Origin of the sequence: Idiomarina fontislapidosi, assembly GCF_003226255.1 — a bacterium.
Lineage (GTDB): Bacteria > Pseudomonadota > Gammaproteobacteria > Enterobacterales > Alteromonadaceae > Idiomarina > Idiomarina fontislapidosi.
Genome location: NZ_QJST01000008.1, coordinates 87,167 through 106,587 on the forward strand (window position 1 = coordinate 87,167; position 19,421 = coordinate 106,587).

Here is a 19,421-nt window from a genome sequence, read left to right on the forward strand (position 1 = left end):
GGTGTTTAATTCAGTTGTTTAAAGAGTAAAAAGGTCAGGGTCAATTGTCAATCATTGAACACCTTTCCAATCAACCAAGGCTTCTACCGCGAAAAGCTTGCCCTGTCTGCGTAAAACCACTCGTTGTGGTTCAATCTTTACAACTTCCATATCACGAAATTGATCGCCGACTGCCAATTTTTGCTGATCGAGTTCAATCCAGCGCCGACTTTCATCCGAAACATACATATGGGCATCATAGCTGAACGGTCGCACCTGACGCTGCATGGCCGGATTCAATTTCGGTAACGTGGGAATAACACTGTCCACCGGATCTTGATTGGCATCCGCAGTTGCTTTAACGGCTTGCTCAAAACGACTCAACAAGTCGTCAGAAATCCCCTCGGTCGCCAACGCCTCCTGCTGACTTTCTTGCCGCGCTGACACCTGACCTTGTGGATTCACCACGATGGGCTCTGGCTCAGGCGGCTGAGGTTCCGGCGCGGCGTCCCAGTTCACCGCAGGGAGGTCGTTAACAGACCCCCAGTCATATTGAGGCGCTTGCTCGACATTCGCTGTGGCAACCGAGCCCTGCTGTTCAAACGGCACAAACCAAATGAACAACACCCCCACGACAGCGGCTACACAGGCAGCAACAATCCATTTAACGGCACCTGTACCTGCTGTTTTTTGCGCAGCAAAGAGTTCGTTATGCAAATGACTTTGCGTGCGCACAATGGGGGACTGCTGTTGTTTAAGGGCTTTGAGGATAGAAGACATCAGTTTACCTCCTGCAAGCGCGGTCCTGATTCATAATAACGCGCACTCAACCATGCCAACGTGAGCGGATTGAGCTCACCTGTTACCGGCAGGCCTGCTTGTCGCTGCAGCGCTTGTAATTGCGTCCGCGCGTCCAAACGCTGCTGGCTATCACTTAAATAGCGCGCCAGTTGTTGCTTAACCCATTCAGTCAATTCACCCACGTCAGCACTCCCACGCTGATAACGAATGTCAGGCCGTTGATACAGGCCTATCACTTCACCTGACCATGCCTGTGTATCAACGGGTTCCATTGAGGCGAGCACCGTGCCTGCTTGACCATCACTTAACAGTAACGCTGGATAATTAATATTTTGTAGCTGAGCCACACTGACCGAATGTGTTCTTAAGCACGCCAATTGATAGTTCGTCACCCAATCACAAAATGCTTTATCGCGGGGCGGCTTGGGTAGCTGCCAGGCCGAGGCCAGTAGCTGCGCATTGTGGTAATCATAAGTACGCTCAGAAGCGCTGACTTCAGCTTCTGTTGCTGGCCACCAACGAATCACAGCCGCAATCGCCATCGCAGCGAGCGGCAGTAACAACCAGGGCCAACGAGGGCGTTGATTCGCTTTTTGATGGGGTTCGTCAAACTGCCCGAGCTCATGGGCGGCACGTTTTACATGAGCCTTGTCCACTTGCATCTGGCCGTCTGCGTATGCCACCAGTAGCGCCCGATCACACAGCAAGTTGAGTAATCTCGGCACCCCACCCGTTAACTTATGCGCGTTCATTGCGGCGGGTTGGGTAAATAAGGGTCGATTCGCGCCAGCCATCTGACAGCGATACGCAATATAACGTTCCGTATCATAGTTGGTTAACGGTAGCAGGTGATAACGCGCCGTAATGCGCTGGGCAAGCTGCCTCAACTCTTGTCGTTTAAGCAAGGTTTGTAGCTCAGGTTGACCAATCAAAATCACTCTCAACAACTTACTCTTCGTCGTCTCGAGGTTGGTCAATAATCGCAGTTGTTCCAATACCTGTGGCTTGAGGTGTTGTGCTTCATCAATCAGCACGACACACTGCCTATCCTGCTGATGGGCATCCAACAAAAACTGACTTATTTTGTCGGTGAGCACTTTTCGCGTGGCACGTCCTTTTTGATAACGAATGCCCCATTCATCACACAAAGTCGCTAAGAGTTCATCCTCATTAAGCATCGGATTTAATATAAAAGCGATCTCGGTCGAGTCGGGCAGCTGTTCCAATAGCGCACGCGAAACCGTGGTCTTGCCTGTACCGACCTCACCGGTCAGCAGTATAAAGCCGCCACTCCCCTGTAAACCTTGTACCAAATGCGCTAGAGCCTCTTGATGGCGCTCGCTATGATAAAGAAAGTGGGGATCCGGCGCGATCGAAAATGGTTCTGCGGATAGTCCAAAATGCTGTTGATACATAGTCATGCCAAAACTTTTTTACCCTCAGTGTAACGACTTACTTGCGCTTAAACTAGTGATTCGCGATCATCACCTTAAAGCAAGGAGGTGCACTTGGATATATATTTAGTAGGTGGAGCCGTTCGAGATCAGTTATTAGGCTGTCCCGTTGGTGACAAAGATTACGTTGTCGTTGGTGCTACGCCAGAGCAAATGCTGCAGCTTGGCTACCAACAAGTCGGTAAAGATTTTCCAGTATTCCTCCATCCACAGACGCGAGAGGAGTATGCGCTTGCACGCACTGAACGTAAGCAGGGACAGGGCTATACAGGCTTTCAGGTCAACACGGATACATCGATCACCTTACCCGAAGATCTTGAGCGTCGCGACTTAACCATCAACGCCATTGCGCAAGATGAGCATGGTCAATTGATTGACCCCTTTGGTGGTCAGCAAGATATTCAAAAAAGGGTGCTACGCCATGTCTCATCGGCTTTTATCGAGGACCCCTTACGGGTTCTACGCGTTGCGCGCTTTTATGCACGATTTAAAACGTTTGGTTTTATCGTCGCAGACCAGACCAAAGATCTCATGCGCACAATGGCACAATCGGGCGAGCTTACGACACTTGTCGCTGAGCGAGTTTGGCGAGAATGGGAAAAGGCCTTAAGTACCGACGCACCCTCTGCATTTATTGAGTTACTCATTGAAGTGGATGCCTGGCAACCGATCGTACCTGAACTCAGCGTGAGCACCGAGCTGCTCAGTGACCTCCAACAAATTACACAGGTGACTCCGTGCACCCATACACGTTTTGCTACGCTGATGTTGCGCCAGCAGGATAACTTTGATCTGAAACAACTCAGTCAGCGCTTACGCCTCCCTAATCAATACAAGCGCTTGGCGCAGGCTGTTTATGCCAGCCGCGCCCAGTTACTGCAACCTTCGCCCTTGAGTCCCTCTGACCTGCTCACGCTTGCGGATAACACCGATATGTGGCGACAACCAGATCGTATTGAGCAGCTCGCCCATATCCGCAATATCGCACGTCCTAATATCAGTGATGGCGGTATCGTCGAGGCACTCACGCAAGCTCGGGCGATCAACGCGGGTGCGCTCGTAGCAAGGGGATTAAAGGGTCCCGAAGTCGGCAGAGCGCTTAGCGAGGAACGTTTACTAGCAATAAAGCGAGGGTTGGCTTAAAAAGGCAGCCAACGCTCATCTGCAAGGGGAGCCAACTGTTGCGAGCGGTTATAGCGCTGCCATAAGGTATGATAGGTATAACCTGTGACAGGATGCTTTCGTGTTGGCGCGATATCGGCCAGTGGCTGTAATACAAACGCATTCTCGAGAATTTCGGCGCGTGGAAGCTGAGGGTCTGCGTCTCTTATCAGGTCATCATACAGCAACACATCGATATCCAGCGTGCGAGGGCTGAACTTTGGCCCGCCATGGGTGCGTCCATGTGCCTGTTCAATCGCTTTACACTGCTGCAAGACAGCCTCAACATCCAGTTCTGTCGTCACTTCAACGACAAGGTTATAGAACGCGTGACCAGCAAAGCCGATGGCTTCACTTTCATAAACCGGCGAACGTCTTACCCAGTTAAAGTGCTCACTTATATCGATCAGCCCGTTAAGAATATGGCGTTCACGATCTAAATTCGAACCGATCCCTAAAAATACACACGCCATCTTGCTTATCCAAACGGTCCATCAACACGAGTACGTCGTATTTTCACAGCAACGTTAGCCGCGTTTGGCACCGCACCTGGTTTGCTCACCTTAACTTGCGCCTCAGTCACGCCAAAGTCCTTAAACAGTAATTCAGCAATACCTTCGGCCACCGTTTCGATCAACGCTCTGGGTTGCGCCTTAACCCATTTTTCAACAGCTTGGCTCACCGCAGCGTAATCGAGCGCATCATCAATGTTGTCGGATTCGCCTGCCCGTTGACAGTCCCACGCAAGCACAAGATCGATCAGCAGTTTTTGTTGAATATCCTGTTCCCAGTCATAAACACCAATCGTTGCATCGATTTCGAGCCCCTCAATGAGCACCTCATCTAAACCTTGTTGGGACATATATTTCCTCATTGGTAATTCAACTAAAAACCGCTTATTCTAGACCTATAAAGCTTAACCTAATACTGGAAAGAAACGAACCCTATGAGCGCACTGACTTTACTGATGATACTCGCTGCCTACTTACTGGGCTCGATCAGTAGTGCGGTGCTGATCTGCAAAATCTGGCGGTTACCCGATCCCCGCCTCTCTGGCTCAGGTAATCCTGGTGCAACCAATGTGTACCGCGTAGGCGGTAAACTGCCCGCCCTATTGACGCTATTGTTCGACGTACTCAAAGGAATGATTCCAGTATGGGGATCCTACTTTTTAGGTATCGAACCGTTTTTCTTAGGCTTGATCGCTGTAGCCGCTTGTCTAGGTCACATCTTTCCGTTGTATTTTAATTTTCGTGGCGGCAAAGCAGTGGCAACGGCATTGGGTTCGATGTTCCCTGTAGCATGGGAAATGGCGCTACTGCTGATTGCCACGTGGTTGATCGTGTTTAAACTGAGTCGGATTTCTTCCTTAGCGGCATTGGTAACGGTCTGTTTGGCGCCCTTTTATGCGTTTTGGATTAAACCGCAATATACTGTGCCGGTTATTATGATCTCCGCGCTCATTTTGTGGCGCCACCAAGCAAATATTGCGCGGCTCACATCAGGTAAAGAAACCTCGTTTCGCCGCGATCAATAACCGTTACTCTGCGTGCGGTGCCAACTCGGTAAGTGGCCAACGTGGAAAGGTTTTGATTGCTAATCCTGTCTGTTGACCTGCTTGCAGACGAAAAGCTCCTGCAAGCGCGATCATCGCACCATTATCGGTACAAAATTCAGTGCGTGGATAAAACACATGTCCACCCAACTTGCTAAGTAATTGCTCAAGCTGCTGTCTCAGGTGCTTGTTAGCACTCACACCACCTGCGACGACTAAGCGCTTGCGTCCAGTTTGTTCTAATGCGCGCTTGCACTTAATCGCCAAGGTGTCGACTACTGCATCTTCAAACGCACGGGCGATGTCAGCACGGGTTTGATCGTCATCAGGACTTGCCGCCAACGTATTCGCAGTAAAAGTTTTAAGACCGCTAAACGAAAAATCAAGACCAGGACGATCTGTCATGGGACGTGGAAACTTGAACATATCAGAACGCCCGCCTTCAGCTAATTTGGCAAGCCGAGGCCCCCCTGGATAATCTAACCCCATGAGTTTAGCCGTCTTATCAAACGCTTCGCCCGCAGCATCATCCACCGACTCACCGAGTAACTCGTACTCGCCGATACCTTTCACATCAACCAATTGCGTGTGCCCGCCTGACACCAATAACGCAACAAATGGAAATTCCGGCTGATTAACCTCCAGCATTGGTGCAAGTAAATGACCTTCCATGTGATGCACGCCGATAGCAGGCACGTCCCAAGCAAAGGCCAAACTACGACCTATACAACTACCAACCAATAAGGCACCAACAAGACCGGGACCGCACGTATACGCAATGGCATCGATGTCCTTTTGTGTTAGCTCCGCCTCGGCGAGTGCCGCTTTAATCAGCGGCAGCACTTTTCGAACGTGATCGCGCGAAGCGAGCTCTGGCACCACACCACCGTAATCCGCATGCAATTTAACTTGCGAATAAAGTTGGTGGGCTAACAAGCCGTTTTCTGTATCATAAATGGCGATCCCCGTTTCATCACACGAGGTTTCGATACCCAGAACTTTCATACCTATACAACCTGCTGTAAATCTCAATATTCCGCTATTCTACCTTATTTTTTCTCGCCATACCTAAGAAGGTATGCGATTTTAGGGCTACATAAAAATAACAAGGATGAAGATACCTATGAGTCTTAATACGCTCACTAAAACGAGTTTATCACTCGCCCTCGCGTTGGCGCTCTCGGCCTGTCAGACGGCACCCACGCAAACAACCCAAGCACCCACAACGAATCAAAACGAAGCGGCGTTTCAATTTGCTAATGCAGACTACACCACTATCAGTCAAGCGCTTGAGCAAGGACAGCTGACTTCCGAACAATTAGTATCCTATTACCTAGACCGTATTGCCGCACATAATCAACAAGGCGCCGAGTTAAGAGCCGTTATTAGTTTGAACCCTGATGCACTAGCCGATGCGAAAGCACTCGATGAGGCACGCAAGCAAGGCGATGTGCGCGGCTCGCTGCATGGCATACCAGTGCTCCTCAAGGACAACATTGACACAGCAGACGGTTTAGCCAATACCGCAGGCTCTTTGCTGTTTGCAGAGAATTACCCCGAGGACGATGCAGCGCTTGTAAAAAACTTGCGTGCGCAAGGTGCGATTATTCTCGGTAAAGCGAATTTAAGTGAATGGGCCAACTTTCGCTCAACACGCTCAAGTTCTGGTTGGAGTGGTGTTGGCGGACTAGCTCGCAACCCTTATGACACAACACGCTCAACATGCGGATCGAGTGCAGGCTCGGGCGCAGCTGTGGCGGCTGATTTTACCACCTTCGCAGTAGGCACCGAGACCGACGGTTCATTGGTATGCCCTGGCGCTGTCAACGGCATTGTAAGTATCAAGCCGACGTTAGGTTTGATTAGCCGTGACGGCATCATTCCTATCTCACACAGCCAAGATACCGCCGGCCCTATGACACGCAGTGTCGCAGGTGCAGTGACGCTAATGCAGGCGATGGCGTCATATGATGGTAGCGATGCGGCAAGCTTTCGCACCGACACCGTGTTTACCGAGTACCTGAATGAGGACGGCTTAGAAGGTAAGCGGATCGGTGTGGTGCGCAACTTGATGGGCTACAATGAACTGCTCGATAACCAGTTTGAACAGCAACTGGAGATTTTAGAAGCACAGGGAGCGACCTTAGTTGATGTCGAAATGCCGACCTATGGGCAGTTTGGCGATGCCGAATTTACCGTTTTACTCTACGAGTTTAAGCAGGATATGGCCAACTACCTTGCCACCACCAAGCTGCCTTATCGCAGCATGGCAGATTTGATCGAAGCGAATAATAAAATGGCGCAACAAGAGCTGCCTTATTTTGGGCAAGAGCTTTTTATTATGGCTAACAACATGACCGAAGCCGATGCGCCGCGCTATCAAGAAGCACTGGAAAAAAGTAAGCGTTTAGCAGGCGCAGAGGGTATCGATGCCATGTTAGCGGAGCACGATCTTGACCTATTAGTTGCCCCCACCACGGGACCGAGCTGGAAAATCGATTTAGTCAACGGCGATCATTATGCGGGTTCAGCCAGTTCACCAGCCGCAGTTGCAGGGTATCCGCACATCACCGTTCCAATGGGCTACATCGAACTGCCGCAACAGCCGAAGCTACCTGTAGGTATGAGCTTTTTCTCAACCGCACACGCTGAACCTGTGTTGATTGAAGCCGCTTACAGTTATGAGCAAGCGACTCAACATCGCCAACCGCCACAACTCAGCACTACTGCAACTCACTCAAATTAATCGTTGTAGAAGACAACGACCGACCGTTGACGTCACGAAGTGACAGTGTCACGGTCGGTTGTTCTAACCACGTAATCTCGATCATACCAAACCGCGTGCTTGGCTCACCCGAACCTTGTCGCTGATTAAACTGATACGGCGTTTCATCGCTTCGGTTAATTGTGCCCGAGCTGACTTGCCAAACCGGATAATCTAGCAACTGAGGCGCCTTCACAATTTGCCCAAAATGAACACCGCCGTGCCCAAACAACACATGTTTTACTTCAAGGTTATCAATCAGCGCAAATAGGCGTTGTTGTTCTTGGGTAAACAATGCCCAACTCGGGAAGCCATTCTGCGGCGCAACAAAAGGCATTTCTGAGAGTATCACACGGACTTCTGCGTCTTTCTTAAGCTGCTCTTCGAGCCACTGCCACTGACCCTCGCCTAGCAATCGGTGAGTAGGACCCACTTGGTAAGGACCGGTATTGTCGTCAAAATAATGACCGATCCGAGCGAACACACCTTTAGTTTTGAGAGGCTCGCGCGCCCAACGCGTGTCTAATAAAATAATCTGAACGCGCTGTGGTGCCTCGCCAACGATAAAGCTCTTAGCAATACCGTGCTCTTGAAACATGCGCGGCGATGTTAAAGGTTCGCGCCAAAACGTTAAGAAATGATTGCGGACCGCATAACGCCTCGGATTATCCGCACCTTCATGACCGTCGATACTGTAATCATCAGCACCCCAGGTCGAGACAAAAGCACTGTTACGCCTCAACAAGCGAGGCCCACGATAACGGTTAAATACTTCATAAGCAGCTAACAACTCATCCATGTCATCAGCATCTGCCGAGACACCGTTGCCCAATAAGGCAAAGACCTCAGGTTCCGCGAGATTCAGCGCATCCCACACGGCTTGCCGTTCGCTTTGATCGACACAACATCCCAACGCAATACGCGTTGACTGTTGTGCCTGCGCAGCCAATGCAAAGGTGACAGTGAATACTATCGCTAACCCAAGACGTACCACTAAAAATCCTCTCTATTTGCGGCGCACCGACGCGCCTCCTCTCTATCTATATCGCCCCGTGAGAGTAATTTCTTTAACGATTGATCGAGGGTTTGCATGCCCTTTTCCTGACCCGTCTGTATGACTGAGTACATTTGCGCTACTTTATCCTCTCGAATCAGGTTTTTTATCGCCGGCGTGGTAAGCATGATCTCGTGTGCAGCCACACGGCCTCCGCCCACACGTTTTAATAAGCTTTGCGAAATCACGGCCCGTAATGACTCAGAAAGCATCGAGCGCACCATCGGCTTATCATCCCCTGGGAACACATCGATAATGCGGTCCACGGTCTTTGGCGCCGACGTTGTGTGCAATGTACCTAACACCAAGTGACCTGTTTCGGCCGCTGTCATGGCAAGCCGAATGGTTTCCAAGTCGCGCATCTCACCCACTAAAATAACATCAGGATCTTCTCGCAATGCCGAGCGCAACGCCGCCTCGAAGCTACGTGTGTCACGATGTACTTCGCGTTGACTGATTAAGCTCTGTTTATTGTCATGCACAAATTCGATCGGATCTTCGATGGTCAAAATATGCTGAGCGCGCGAACGGTTAATGTAATCCACCATAGCTGCGAGCGTAGTCGACTTACCCGAGCCAGTAGGCCCGGTAACCAGCACTAAGCCACGCGGAGCATCGGCGATCTCTTTAAATATATCAGGCGCATCGAGCTCTTCGAGTGTCGTCACTTCGCTCGGGATCACACGGAAAGCAGCAGCGATGCCATGACGTTGAGTAAACACGTTGACACGGAATCGCGCAACAGACTCAATCGCAAACGAGAAATCGCATTCAAAACGTTCATTGAACTCTTGTTGCTGGCTATCAGACATGACTTCAAACAACATGGCTTGCAGCTCATCGTGGGAGTGCGGATCCATTTTCAGTGGTCGAATATCGCCGTCCACCCGTATCATAGGCACACTGCCCGCAGAAAGATGCAAATCTGAAGCAGATTGCTTCATACTAAAGGAAAGCAGTTCGCTTACATTCATTGTTGATTTCTCTATTTGTTAAGCAAGGAATAATAGTGACAAAGGTAGCAGAAAATATTGTGAAAAGTCTTGGTCAAATTCGCCAAGAAATCGATGAGATAACCGCGCAGAGTCGTTTTAACGAGACGGTGCGATTGCTGGCGGTCAGCAAAAAGCATCCGGTTGAGGCGATTCGTGCCGCCTATGAGGCAGGTCAACGTGAATTTGCCGAAAATTATGTTCAAGAAGGGGTCGATAAAGTTGAACAGCTTAACGACCTCGATCTGGTTTGGCATTTTATCGGTCCTCTTCAGTCGAACAAAACGAAACTGGTGGCTGAACATTTTGACTGGGTGCAAAGCATTGAGCGCGAAAAAATCGCGCGTCGCTTGAATGAGCAACGTCCCGAAAACTTAGCGCCGCTTAACGTGCTCCTACAGGTCAATATCGACAACGACCCGAATAAATCGGGCGTGCAGAAACATGATGTGAATGCACTCGCCGAGTTCGTGAGTCAATGCTCGCACTTGAAACTGCGAGGCATCATGACCATCTTAGAAGCAGATACCAACGAAAACCAACAACTCAACAGCTTCGCGGCCATGCGCTCGCTGTACGAACAATTACAGCAAATGCACCCATCGGTTGACACCCTCTCCATGGGGATGAGCGGTGATATGCGACAAGCCATACTCGCAGGTGCTAACATGGTACGTATTGGAAGCGCAATTTTTGGACAACGGGAGTGATAATGAACGATATTCGTAAAATCGCATTTATTGGCGCAGGTAATATGACGCAAAGCATTGTCGGCGGCATGTGCAAAAGTGGCTACCCTGCTGACCACATTTTTGTCAGCAACCCAAGCCCCGAAAAACTTGAAAAAATGAAGAGTAGCTTGGGTGTTAACACCAGCCAAGACAATATTGAAGTCATTAAACAAGCTGACGTTATCGTACTTTCAGTCAAGCCACAGTTAATGGAACAAGTGTGCGCAGATATTAAAAGCAAAGTTGATAACTTGGCAGACAAGCTCATCATTACAATCGCCGCAGGTATTCGCATGCCGAAATACCGCACTTACCTGGGTGATGACATCACTATCATTCGCGTGATGCCAAACACACCTTCACTGGTTGGTCAGGGGATGTCTGGCTTGGTGACCGACAGTGCCGATGATAAAGACAAAGCCTATGTGACCGAGGTTTTTGATGGCGTAGGTGATACGTTATGGGTCGCCGATGAAGACCAGCTCGACATCTTAGGTGCGGTCGCAGGCAGTGGTCCAGCATACTTCTTCGAGTTTATGGATAGCTTAGCTAAGGGCGCGATGGAACTGGGCTTTGATCCCGAAAAGGCGCGCGCGATGGTGCAGCAAACCTGCTTAGGTGCTGCGCAAATGGCAAAAGAAAGCGACCTAACGTTAGAAGATCTGCGCAAACAAGTAACCAGTAAAGGCGGTTCAACCGCAAAAGGTGTTGAAGTTTATCAGCAACGTGATCTGCACACTATTTCCGCTGATGCTGTTAAAGCCGCAGTAAAACGTAATCAGGAAATGGCGGATCTGTTTTAGGAGCGACCATGAATAACGCGATGCAGTTTCTATTAACCACACTGGTCGAACTTTATTTGATCGTGGTTGTTTTGCGCCTTTGGATGCAAGCGGTTCGAGCGGATTACTACAATCCGCTCAGCCAGTTTGTCGTCAAAGCCACTGAGCCCGTTGTTGGCCCCTTGCGCAAAGTCATCCCATCACGCGGACGAATTGATTTAGCCTGTCTACTATTGGCGGTTGCACTTGGCATGCTCAAAATCGGCGCGCTCGTGTGGTTAAACGATATCCCCGTTAATCCTTTAGTAATTGTGGTACAGGGCTTACTGTCGACCGTCAGTGCGTTTCTAACCACATTATTCTGGATCCTGATTATCCGCGCATTACTGAGTTGGTTCTCGCAGGGCTACAATCCAATGGAAGCCATGCTGTATCAATTAACCGAACCCTTCCTTGCCCCTGTGCGTCGTATCATACCGCCGCTGGGTGGATTGGATTTGTCGGTGTTGATTGTGATTATTGTAATTCAGTTCTTACGCATCTTGATCGGCGTTTAGGAGCCAGCAATGCAACAACTAAGTCGCTATTTAACCTTTACCCTATTACTCGCAGCGAGCACCTTCTCCGGTGCTTCGCTTGCCGAGCAAAAGCAGCAATTGGGTGGATGGGATGTCCATTACAATGCGTTCAACTCAACCTTTTTGACCGCTGAAATTGCCTCAACCTATGACATTCAACGCAGTGAAAAAACCGGTTTAATCAATATCGCCGTGCTCAACAGCGCAGATCAACAAGCCGTTGCAGCCAATTTGAAGGGGCACGTAATCAACCCGCGCGGTGGTGTACAAACACTCGACTTTCAAAAAATCGATGAAGGCAAGAGCATTTATTACATCGCCGACTTTTTGTTCGGTGATGAAGAGCTCATGCGTTTTAAAATCGATATTAGCGATGGTGCCGGGAAAAGCCACCGTCTTGAATTCGAGCAGCAGCTTTATCAAGAGTGAGCCGAGGCTCACTCTGTTGCTTTCACACCCACCGCTTCAATATCACCCGATTTACGCAAACTCCGCACCGTTACTGTCAGTGAGCCAATAACTAAGCTATCGCCAATCACCACACGGCGATGGAATTTATCCTTAAAGTGGTCATTCAGCGTCATACTGAGTATCGACTCATCCACATCACCGGTTGGATAAACACTGGCAAGCTCGGCAATCGTCAGATCACCACGCAGAGTAAAGTCACCGAAGAAGCCTTTGTCACTCATTTGCATGCCTTTGCCACCGGATGCCAGAATACGACTGACTTCGTCAATATCCTTAACCGTTGCGGTTACCAACAATACATCGCCTTCACGCACAATGGGTTGTGTTTCGGGTTGCAGCCAGTCGCCGTCACGAATGACACCCACGAAGGTCGCAGGCGCGGTCAGTTTGAGCTCTTTCCATGCGTGATCGCAGGCGGGCGAGTCTTTATCTATCGGATAAGACCATACCTCAAGCGCCTCACGACTTGAAACAGATGCGAGCGGCATTCGCTGAGCTGGTTCGGGACGTTTCGGGACCTCTAATTGAAGCCAGCGCGCAACGGGCGCGATGGTCCAGCCTTGAATAATCAACGAAATGAGCACTACGACAAAGGCTACATCAAAGTACAGCTCTTGCTGCTCAACACCACTTAACCATGGGAATAGTGCCAAAATAATCGGCACAGCGCCGCGCAAACCCACCCAACTAATGAAGACCTGTTCACGCCAAGGGAAGCTGAACGGCAATAAGCTTACTAACACCGCTATCGGGCGGGCGACAAAGATCAGCGTAAACGCAACACCGATGGCAACAGGTAAATACTGCACCACGTGCGATGGGGTTACCAATAAGCCAAGTATGAGGAACATACTAATCTGACTCAACCACGCTAGACCGTCCTGCACATGAAGAATATGCACCAATTGCGGTAACCGCGAATTACCGATCACGAATCCCATTAGATATACCGCTAAGAACCCACTGGCATCCAAAAAAGCAGTCAGCGCGTAAACCATGACGGCACTGGCTATCGCCAATAGTGGTAAAAACGAGAAGCTGAGGGGCAATTTACGCGCCGCTATAATAAATGCGCGCCCCGCGAGCCATCCCATAATCAGGCCCCCCGCGAGCTGCCAAGCGACGTTACCGACCATCTGATACCATGCTGAGAACTCACCCGATGCCGCAGCACTGGTCATGGTTAACGTGAGAATAACCGCCATCGGGTCGTTACTGCCTGACTCAATTTCAAGCGTCGCACCAACACGCTCTTTAATCTGCAAGCCCTGCGATTGGAAAATACCAAATACCGCCGCCGCATCAGTTGAGCTTAAGATCGCACCGATGAGTAGTGCCGCTGTCCACGGCAAATCAAATAGATATACAGCGGTCGTTGCGACCAAGGTACAGGTCAATGCGACGCCAATAGTCGCTAGACTTATCGCAGGCCAGAGCGCGACACGGAAGCGCTCTGGATTAGTCCGCATACCGCCATCAAATAGAATAATTACCAGCGCAATCGAACCAATAAAAAACGCAATATTAGGATTATCAAAGCTCAGGCCTAACACACCATCGGTGCCTGCCAGCATCCCGACGATGAGGAAAACGAGTAGAATCGGTGCGCCCAGGCGATTAGAGATAATACCTGCAAGGATACTCACCACTAACAAAAAACCACACACTAAAATCAGTGTATTTGCAGCATCCAAATGCATTCTCCTTTTCTTCTTATAATTTATCCATGCCCTTTATTATGAATCATTGATTTTAAAAGGCACGCTCAAACGGTATCATGATGTCACTAATTTGACTTGAGATTTTTCTATGACAACACACGATTTCACCTTGGTGCTAGCAACAGGAAACCAAGGAAAAGTAAGTGAATTGCAATCGATGTTGGCAAACCAAGCTGCAACCCAGACTTGGCAAGTACGTCCGCAGAGTGAGTGGGACGTGCCAGAAGCCGAAGAAACCGGCACAACGTTCGTAGAAAACGCCATTATTAAGGCGCGCAATGCATGTACATATACGGGATTACCCGCCATTGCGGATGACTCGGGGCTGGAAATATTAGCGCTTGACGGTGCCCCTGGGGTTTACTCTGCTCGCTATGCGGGCGCACAAGCAACCGATGCCGATAATATTCAGCGCGTACTTGCCGAGATGTCTGGGATTGAGCAACGTGAAGCACGCTTTCACTGTGTACTCGTGTTTATGCAACATGCAGCCGATCCGACGCCGTTGATTTGCCACGGCGAATGGCGCGGTACGTTGCTCAAGCAGCCCAGCGGCACGGGCGGCTTCGGTTATGATCCTATTTTTTATGTGCCTGAGCATGACTGCTCAGCCGCCGAACTTGAGAAAGCCGTCAAACAACAAATCAGTCATCGTGGAAAGGCACTTTCCCAGTTAATTCAGCAATTTGCAGAACAGGCTTAATATGTCATTAACGCGTCCACCGCTATCGCTTTACATTCATATCCCATGGTGTGTGGAGAAATGTCCTTACTGCGACTTTAACTCACATAAAATCCAAGGAAGTATTCCCGAGCACGCATACATTGGTCGCTTATTAGATGATCTATCAGCCGATCTCGAAGGCGTGCAAGATCGACCCATTAAGTCAATTTTTATTGGCGGTGGAACACCGAGTGTAATTACCGCTGAAGGTATTCAGCGATTGCTCGATGGCGTGCGAAAGCGTGTGACGCTGACCGCAGATTGCGAAATAACCTTGGAGGCTAACCCAGGCACTTTTGAAGTCGAGCGTTTTGGGGGATTCATTAAAGCCGGCGTAAACCGTCTTTCGATTGGTATCCAGAGCCTAAATGCTGAGCACCTGCGTACACTGGGTCGAATCCATGACCCACAACAAGCACGCACCGCAGCTGCGCATGCGAGCGAGCTGTCATTAAAAAGCTTTAATCTAGACTTAATGCATGGGCTGCCAGGACAGTCGGCAGCTGATGCACTGAGTGACCTAGAGGGCGTTATCGCACTCAATCCACCTCATATTTCATGGTATCAATTAACAATAGAACCCAATACATTGTTTGCCAGTCGACCACCGACATTACCCGATGACGATACCTTATGGGCGATATATCAACGCGGGCATGAAGCGCTTATCAAAGCGGGATACCAACAATACGAAGTCAGTGCCTACTGCAAACCGAGTCACCAAAGTGTGCATAACACGAATTATTGGCAGTTTGGCGATTACTTGGGTATTGGCTGTGGTGCGCACAGTAAGATCACGATACCGGAGCAAGACACGATTCTCCGTTGTGAAAAAATAAAACACCCACAAGGCTATCTCGACCTCACCCGAGCGTTACGATACCGCGAGTGGCATGTTGAACCCGAGGAGCGTAGTTTCGAGTTCTTCATGAACCAGTTTCGTCTGTTCCAGCCTGTTTCAAAACAACAATTTGAGCGCTTTACAGGTCTCAGCGTAGAACAAGGCGATAGCGCCCTCGAAGAAGCCATAGCCAAGGGCTGGGTCGAGTCAACCAGTGACCACTGGCAACTCACGCCCCTAGGTCACCGGTTCTTAAATGATGTGCTGACTACGTTGCTTTCTGAAACTTAAGGTCCCAAACACCGTGGCCTTTCGTTTCGCCACGTTGCTCAAACTTAGTTTTAGGTCGCTCGTCTGGACGAGGAATAAAGTCCCCCATTTTTGCGAGGTTTGTTAACTGTGGTTCGCCGGACAACACTTCTAGCATATGTTCGGCGTAGTTTTCCCAGTCGGTCGCTAAGTGAATCACGCCGTTCGGCTTTAGCTTTTTACACAGGTGGGCGACAAACTCAGGTTGGATCAAACGGCGTTTATGATGGCGCTTTTTATGCCACGGATCGGGAAAGAAAATTTGTACCTGTTGTAAGCTCTCATCAGCGATACACTGCTCAAGCACTTCAACTGCATCGTCATTGAACAAGCGTAAATTAGTAACGCCGGCGTCCTCTGCAGCCATCAAGCAGGCTCCTACCCCAGGTTCATGCACTTCGATACCAATAAAGTTCGTTTCAGGCGCATTCTTTGCCATTTCGACCAATGAATGCCCCATACCAAAGCCAATTTCTAGAGTCACTGGGTTGGTATTGTTAAATACCGTCTCAAAATTGAGCTGCCCTTGCTCAAGTGCCAGCCCAAGCTGCGGCCATTGACGTTCGATAGCGGCGGCTTGGCCTTTTGTTAACCGCCCTTCACGCTTCACAAAACTGCGGATCCGACGTACATATTTTCCAGCTGCTGCGGCTTCTTCAGCACTTTTAAACTGACTCATCTATTTTCACTCAACTGTTGCGCTCACTAAAATAAAAAAGCAGGCTCATTTTCATGAGCCTGCTCTCTATTATCACCTATTAAAGGCGGTTAACGCAATTTAGTTCTTTTCAACCGGTACGCGTGTAACAACCTTCAGTTCAGCTTCAATGCGACGGTTTTCTTGACGATCGGCCGCACTGTTTTCTTGCACTTTAAGTTGGCTTTCACCATGACCTACCGATTTCACTCGGCTTGCAGAAATACCATAGCTGTCCACTAATACGTCAGCCACTGACTTGGCGCGGCGCTCAGACAACCACTGGTTATACTTAGCTTCGCCAGTAGAGTCCGTGTGTCCATGAATTGTAATATCCAACTGTGGATGCTCTTTCATGAACTCAGCCATTTCAGCAATGGGTTCCATCGCGTCTTTGCGGACTTTAGAAGAGTTCAGGTCGAACTCAACAAGTAGCTCTTCGCGAATCGTTTCATTGGTGTACAGTACACAACCATTCTCATCAACTGAGTATGTCGCCGGCGTGTTTGCACAGCGGTCACGACTATCAACTACGCCATCACCATCGCTATCTACAGCCTGTTGTGGTTCAGGCTGCGGTGCTGGTTCAGCAGGTTTTGCCGGAGCTGGACGAGGTTTCGCTTCTGTTACCGCGTCGCGTCCACCGAAGAACCATTGTAAACCGACGTTAGCAAAACCCTCGGTATAATCTTCATCAAAGCCTCGTTGAACACCACCTTCAACGCGCCACGCTAAATTATTATTAATAAATGAGCGATGACCTACAGTTGCGCGTGCTGCTTTATCAGCGACTCCACCAATATCGGTACTGACAACACCTAAACCACCGTAAACCAAATCATTAAAATGATACAGGATGTCAGAACCGTAGCTTTCGCCATAGGCGTTTCCAGTCGGATCCAAATCTGATTCCATGTAATCATAGTAAACACGTGCTTCCCATGCTTTGGTCAGCATTACACCGACTTCAAGACCTGTCGCAAGTGTGTCGAAACCAGAATCGACAGGTACGAGTGCGTTATTATCGATTGCAACGCGTTCAGAGTCCGGAGCAAATGCACCAAGGCGTGCGCCTACATAAATGTCGTTTTGTTCAACTTGAGTTTGTTGCGCCATCGCCGTTCCTGTCACGCCAGCGCTCACTAAAGCCAATAATATTGCGTTCAATTTGTTCATTGCAATCTCCTTCTTCATGCAATTAAGAATCTCGTACTTCGTCTATTACCTAGTACGATAAATAACATATGCGGATCATAATGTTCGTTCATAATAATTAGAATTATAAAGCTAAATTTTTATTTGTCAGACAGGTTTGCGGTTTATTTACAAAGCGTTAAACAATAGACTGAGTGATATAAAAATACATTGATGTTAATCAGAGGCCTTAATGAACGAGCTGTTTTCAGACCATGTTCTGCAGTGGTTTGATAAATTCGGGCGAAAGACCCTTCCCTGGCAAATCGATAAGACGCCGTATAAGGTGTGGCTATCAGAAATTATGCTACAACAAACACAAGTCAATACGGTTATTCCCTATTTTAGACGATTCATAGAGCGCTTTCCATCATTATCGGCACTCGCGCAAGCCGACCAAGATGTCGTACTCAGTTTATGGACAGGTTTGGGTTATTACGCTCGCGCGCGAAATCTACACAAGGCAGCGCAATGTGCCGTTGAGCGACATGGTGGCCAGTTACCCGATACGCAAGAGGAGCTCGAGGCGCTGCCGGGGATTGGACGTTCGACCGCAGGTGCAGTGCTATCTCTTGGCTTTGGCAAGCCCGCCGCGATACTCGACGGCAACGTTAAACGCGTACTTGCGCGTTATTACGGTATTCGTGAGTGGCCCGGAAAAGCATCAGTACAGCGCTCTCTTTGGCAGCATTCAGAGGCACTCACGCCGAGCAAACGTCACGATGACTACAACCAGGCGATGATGGATTTAGGCGCGTTGGTGTGTACTCGAGGCAAACCTGACTGTGCTCACTGCCCTTTAGCAGAACAATGTATCGCACTCAAAGAGGATGCAGTAAACACCATACCAGCACCCAAACCGAAAAAACAAAACCCTGTGCGCACGCGATACCTTCTTATCCAACGCAACCCAAAAACTCACTCGGTAATGCTTGAGCAACGTCCTGCGACAGGTATTTGGGGAGGTCTATGGAGCTTTCCGGAATATGAGAGTAAGAACGAACTATTACGTGAATTGCCAGCCGGCCCCGAGCAAGTGATCGAATTATCACCGTTTAAGCATGTCTTCAGTCATTTCACCTTAGATTGTCACCCAATCGTAGTTGACAGCGACGCTTCAAATGCCATTAATGAAAGACAGCAACGCTGGGTATCATTCAATAAGGAAGAAGAACTAGGATACTCCGCTGTCACAGTCAAACTATTTAAAAAACTAAGGACGTTAAAATGAGTAGAACCGTTTATTGCGAATATTTACAAAAAGAAGCCGAGGGGCTGGACTTCCAGCTTTACCCGGGCGAACTAGGCGAACGTATTTTTAATCACATATCCAAAGAGGCATGGGCTGAATGGCAAAAAAAGCAGACCATGCTGATTAACGAAAATCGTCTAAATATGATGGCCGAGGACGATCGAAAATTCTTAGAAGAACGTATGAAAGAGTTCCTATTCGAAAGAAAGGACGTCACGGTGGAAGGCTATACACCACCGAGTGAATCATAAATCTGAAATAGAGCTAACACAGTAATTTATTTTTGACTAATATATTGACAATAGCTTTGGCTTATGAAGCTTTAAGGCTCTGTGAGTAGAGATAAAAAAGCCAATCTGTT

Annotated in this window: 21 protein-coding genes; 11 read left to right on the forward strand and 10 right to left on the reverse strand. The window is 49.0% G+C overall.

Going from position 1 to position 19,421, the window contains the following annotated elements; translation table 11 throughout:
* Positions 1-51: 51 nt before the first annotated feature.
* Both DFP83_RS09395 and DFP83_RS09400 read right to left on the reverse strand, forming a co-directional pair.
* Positions 52-759: a general secretion pathway protein GspB gene (locus tag DFP83_RS09395; RefSeq protein ID WP_110575092.1), complete on the reverse strand. Its 708-nt coding sequence runs from the start codon at positions 757-759 to the stop codon at positions 52-54.
* A complete protein-coding gene (locus DFP83_RS09400; protein WP_181416399.1) occupies positions 759-2,201 on the reverse strand; it encodes an ExeA family protein in 1,443 nt (480 codons plus the stop codon). Before DFP83_RS09400 ends, DFP83_RS09395 begins: the two co-directional genes overlap by 1 nt.
* A gap of 87 nt (positions 2,202-2,288) precedes the next feature.
* Here DFP83_RS09400 and DFP83_RS09405 point away from each other — a divergent pair, with 87 nt between their 5' ends.
* Positions 2,289-3,377 carry a tRNA nucleotidyltransferase/poly(A) polymerase-related protein gene (locus DFP83_RS09405; RefSeq protein WP_110575097.1) on the forward strand — a complete coding sequence of 363 codons (1,089 nt, stop codon included), beginning with the start codon at positions 2,289-2,291 and terminating at the stop codon, positions 3,375-3,377.
* Here DFP83_RS09405 and folK read toward each other — a convergent pair.
* Together folK and folB are read right to left on the reverse strand one after the other, a co-directional pair.
* Positions 3,374-3,868 carry a 2-amino-4-hydroxy-6-hydroxymethyldihydropteridine diphosphokinase gene (gene folK / locus DFP83_RS09410; protein WP_110575099.1) on the reverse strand — a complete coding sequence of 165 codons (495 nt, stop codon included), beginning with the start codon at positions 3,866-3,868 and terminating at the stop codon, positions 3,374-3,376. The two genes, DFP83_RS09405 and folK, sit on opposite strands and share 4 nt — an antisense overlap.
* Positions 3,869-3,873: 5 nt before the next feature.
* Positions 3,874-4,257 carry a dihydroneopterin aldolase gene (gene folB / locus DFP83_RS09415; RefSeq protein WP_110575101.1) on the reverse strand — a complete coding sequence of 128 codons (384 nt, stop codon included), beginning with the start codon at positions 4,255-4,257 and terminating at the stop codon, positions 3,874-3,876.
* Positions 4,258-4,341: 84 nt separating this feature from the next.
* Between folB and plsY the strand changes: the two genes are divergently transcribed.
* Positions 4,342-4,932, forward strand: coding sequence for a glycerol-3-phosphate 1-O-acyltransferase PlsY (gene plsY / locus DFP83_RS09420; RefSeq protein ID WP_110575103.1), 591 nt, complete (start codon positions 4,342-4,344; stop codon positions 4,930-4,932).
* 3 nt (positions 4,933-4,935) lie between these two features.
* Here the strand turns inward: plsY and tsaD are convergent, their stop codons facing one another.
* Positions 4,936-5,955, reverse strand: a complete 1,020-nt coding sequence (gene tsaD, locus DFP83_RS09425; RefSeq protein WP_110575105.1) for a tRNA (adenosine(37)-N6)-threonylcarbamoyltransferase complex transferase subunit TsaD — start codon at positions 5,953-5,955, stop codon at positions 4,936-4,938.
* A 118-nt stretch (positions 5,956-6,073) separates the two neighbouring features.
* On the opposite strand from tsaD, the gene DFP83_RS09430 reads away from it, so the two are divergent.
* A complete protein-coding gene (locus DFP83_RS09430) occupies positions 6,074-7,696 on the forward strand; it encodes an amidase (protein ID WP_110575106.1) in 1,623 nt (540 codons plus the stop codon).
* Here the strand turns inward: DFP83_RS09430 and DFP83_RS09435 are convergent.
* Positions 7,674-8,708 carry a metallophosphoesterase family protein gene (locus DFP83_RS09435; RefSeq protein WP_110575108.1) on the reverse strand — a complete coding sequence of 345 codons (1,035 nt, stop codon included), beginning with the start codon at positions 8,706-8,708 and terminating at the stop codon, positions 7,674-7,676. The genes DFP83_RS09430 and DFP83_RS09435 overlap by 23 nt on opposite strands.
* A complete protein-coding gene (locus DFP83_RS09440; protein ID WP_110575110.1) occupies positions 8,708-9,742 on the reverse strand; it encodes a type IV pilus twitching motility protein PilT in 1,035 nt (344 codons plus the stop codon). Before DFP83_RS09440 ends, DFP83_RS09435 begins: the two co-directional genes overlap by 1 nt.
* 32 nt (positions 9,743-9,774) lie before the next feature.
* On the opposite strand from DFP83_RS09440, the gene DFP83_RS09445 reads away from it, so the two are divergent.
* From DFP83_RS09445 to DFP83_RS09460, 4 genes are read left to right on the forward strand one after another with little or no spacing between them, the layout of a single operon-like run.
* On the forward strand, positions 9,775-10,470 hold the full coding sequence (locus DFP83_RS09445; protein ID WP_110575172.1) for a YggS family pyridoxal phosphate-dependent enzyme: 696 nt from the start codon (positions 9,775-9,777) through the stop codon (positions 10,468-10,470).
* Positions 10,471-10,472: 2 nt separating this feature from the next.
* The gene (proC, locus tag DFP83_RS09450; RefSeq protein WP_110575112.1) at positions 10,473-11,294 is read left to right on the forward strand and encodes a pyrroline-5-carboxylate reductase; all 822 of its coding nucleotides are present in this window, start codon (positions 10,473-10,475) and stop codon (positions 11,292-11,294) included.
* Positions 11,295-11,302: 8 nt separating this feature from the next.
* Positions 11,303-11,830, forward strand: coding sequence for a YggT family protein (locus DFP83_RS09455; RefSeq protein ID WP_110575114.1), 528 nt, complete (start codon positions 11,303-11,305; stop codon positions 11,828-11,830).
* 9 nt (positions 11,831-11,839) lie between these two features.
* A complete protein-coding gene (locus DFP83_RS09460; RefSeq protein ID WP_110575116.1) occupies positions 11,840-12,280 on the forward strand; it encodes a DUF4426 domain-containing protein in 441 nt (146 codons plus the stop codon).
* Positions 12,281-12,288: 8 nt separating this feature from the next.
* On the opposite strand, the gene DFP83_RS09465 is transcribed toward DFP83_RS09460, so the two are convergent.
* Complete coding sequence (locus DFP83_RS09465) at positions 12,289-14,022, reverse strand: potassium/proton antiporter (protein ID WP_181416400.1); 1,734 nt, start codon at positions 14,020-14,022, stop codon at positions 12,289-12,291.
* 109 nt (positions 14,023-14,131) lie between these two features.
* On the opposite strand from DFP83_RS09465, the gene rdgB reads away from it, so the two are divergent.
* Both rdgB and hemW read left to right on the forward strand, forming a co-directional pair.
* On the forward strand, positions 14,132-14,746 hold the full coding sequence (rdgB, locus tag DFP83_RS09470) for an RdgB/HAM1 family non-canonical purine NTP pyrophosphatase (RefSeq protein WP_110575118.1): 615 nt from the start codon (positions 14,132-14,134) through the stop codon (positions 14,744-14,746).
* A 1-nt stretch (position 14,747) separates the two neighbouring features.
* Positions 14,748-15,899, forward strand: coding sequence for a radical SAM family heme chaperone HemW (gene hemW / locus DFP83_RS09475; RefSeq protein ID WP_110575120.1), 1,152 nt, complete (start codon positions 14,748-14,750; stop codon positions 15,897-15,899).
* On the opposite strand, the gene trmB is transcribed toward hemW, so the two are convergent.
* Entirely contained in the window at positions 15,877-16,596 is a 720-nt protein-coding gene (gene trmB, locus DFP83_RS09480; RefSeq protein WP_110575122.1) for a tRNA (guanosine(46)-N7)-methyltransferase TrmB, read from the reverse strand. The two genes, hemW and trmB, sit on opposite strands and share 23 nt — an antisense overlap.
* 99 nt (positions 16,597-16,695) lie before the next feature.
* Positions 16,696-17,790, reverse strand: coding sequence for an OmpA family protein (locus DFP83_RS09485; protein ID WP_110575124.1), 1,095 nt, complete (start codon positions 17,788-17,790; stop codon positions 16,696-16,698).
* A gap of 211 nt (positions 17,791-18,001) precedes the next feature.
* Between DFP83_RS09485 and mutY the strand changes: the two genes are divergently transcribed.
* Together mutY and DFP83_RS09495 are read left to right on the forward strand one after the other, a co-directional pair.
* Positions 18,002-19,039: an A/G-specific adenine glycosylase gene (gene mutY, locus DFP83_RS09490; protein WP_110575126.1), complete on the forward strand. Its 1,038-nt coding sequence runs from the start codon at positions 18,002-18,004 to the stop codon at positions 19,037-19,039.
* A complete protein-coding gene (locus DFP83_RS09495; RefSeq protein WP_110575128.1) occupies positions 19,036-19,311 on the forward strand; it encodes an oxidative damage protection protein in 276 nt (91 codons plus the stop codon). The genes mutY and DFP83_RS09495 overlap by 4 nt, the downstream gene beginning before the upstream one ends.
* Positions 19,312-19,421: the final 110 nt, after the last annotated feature.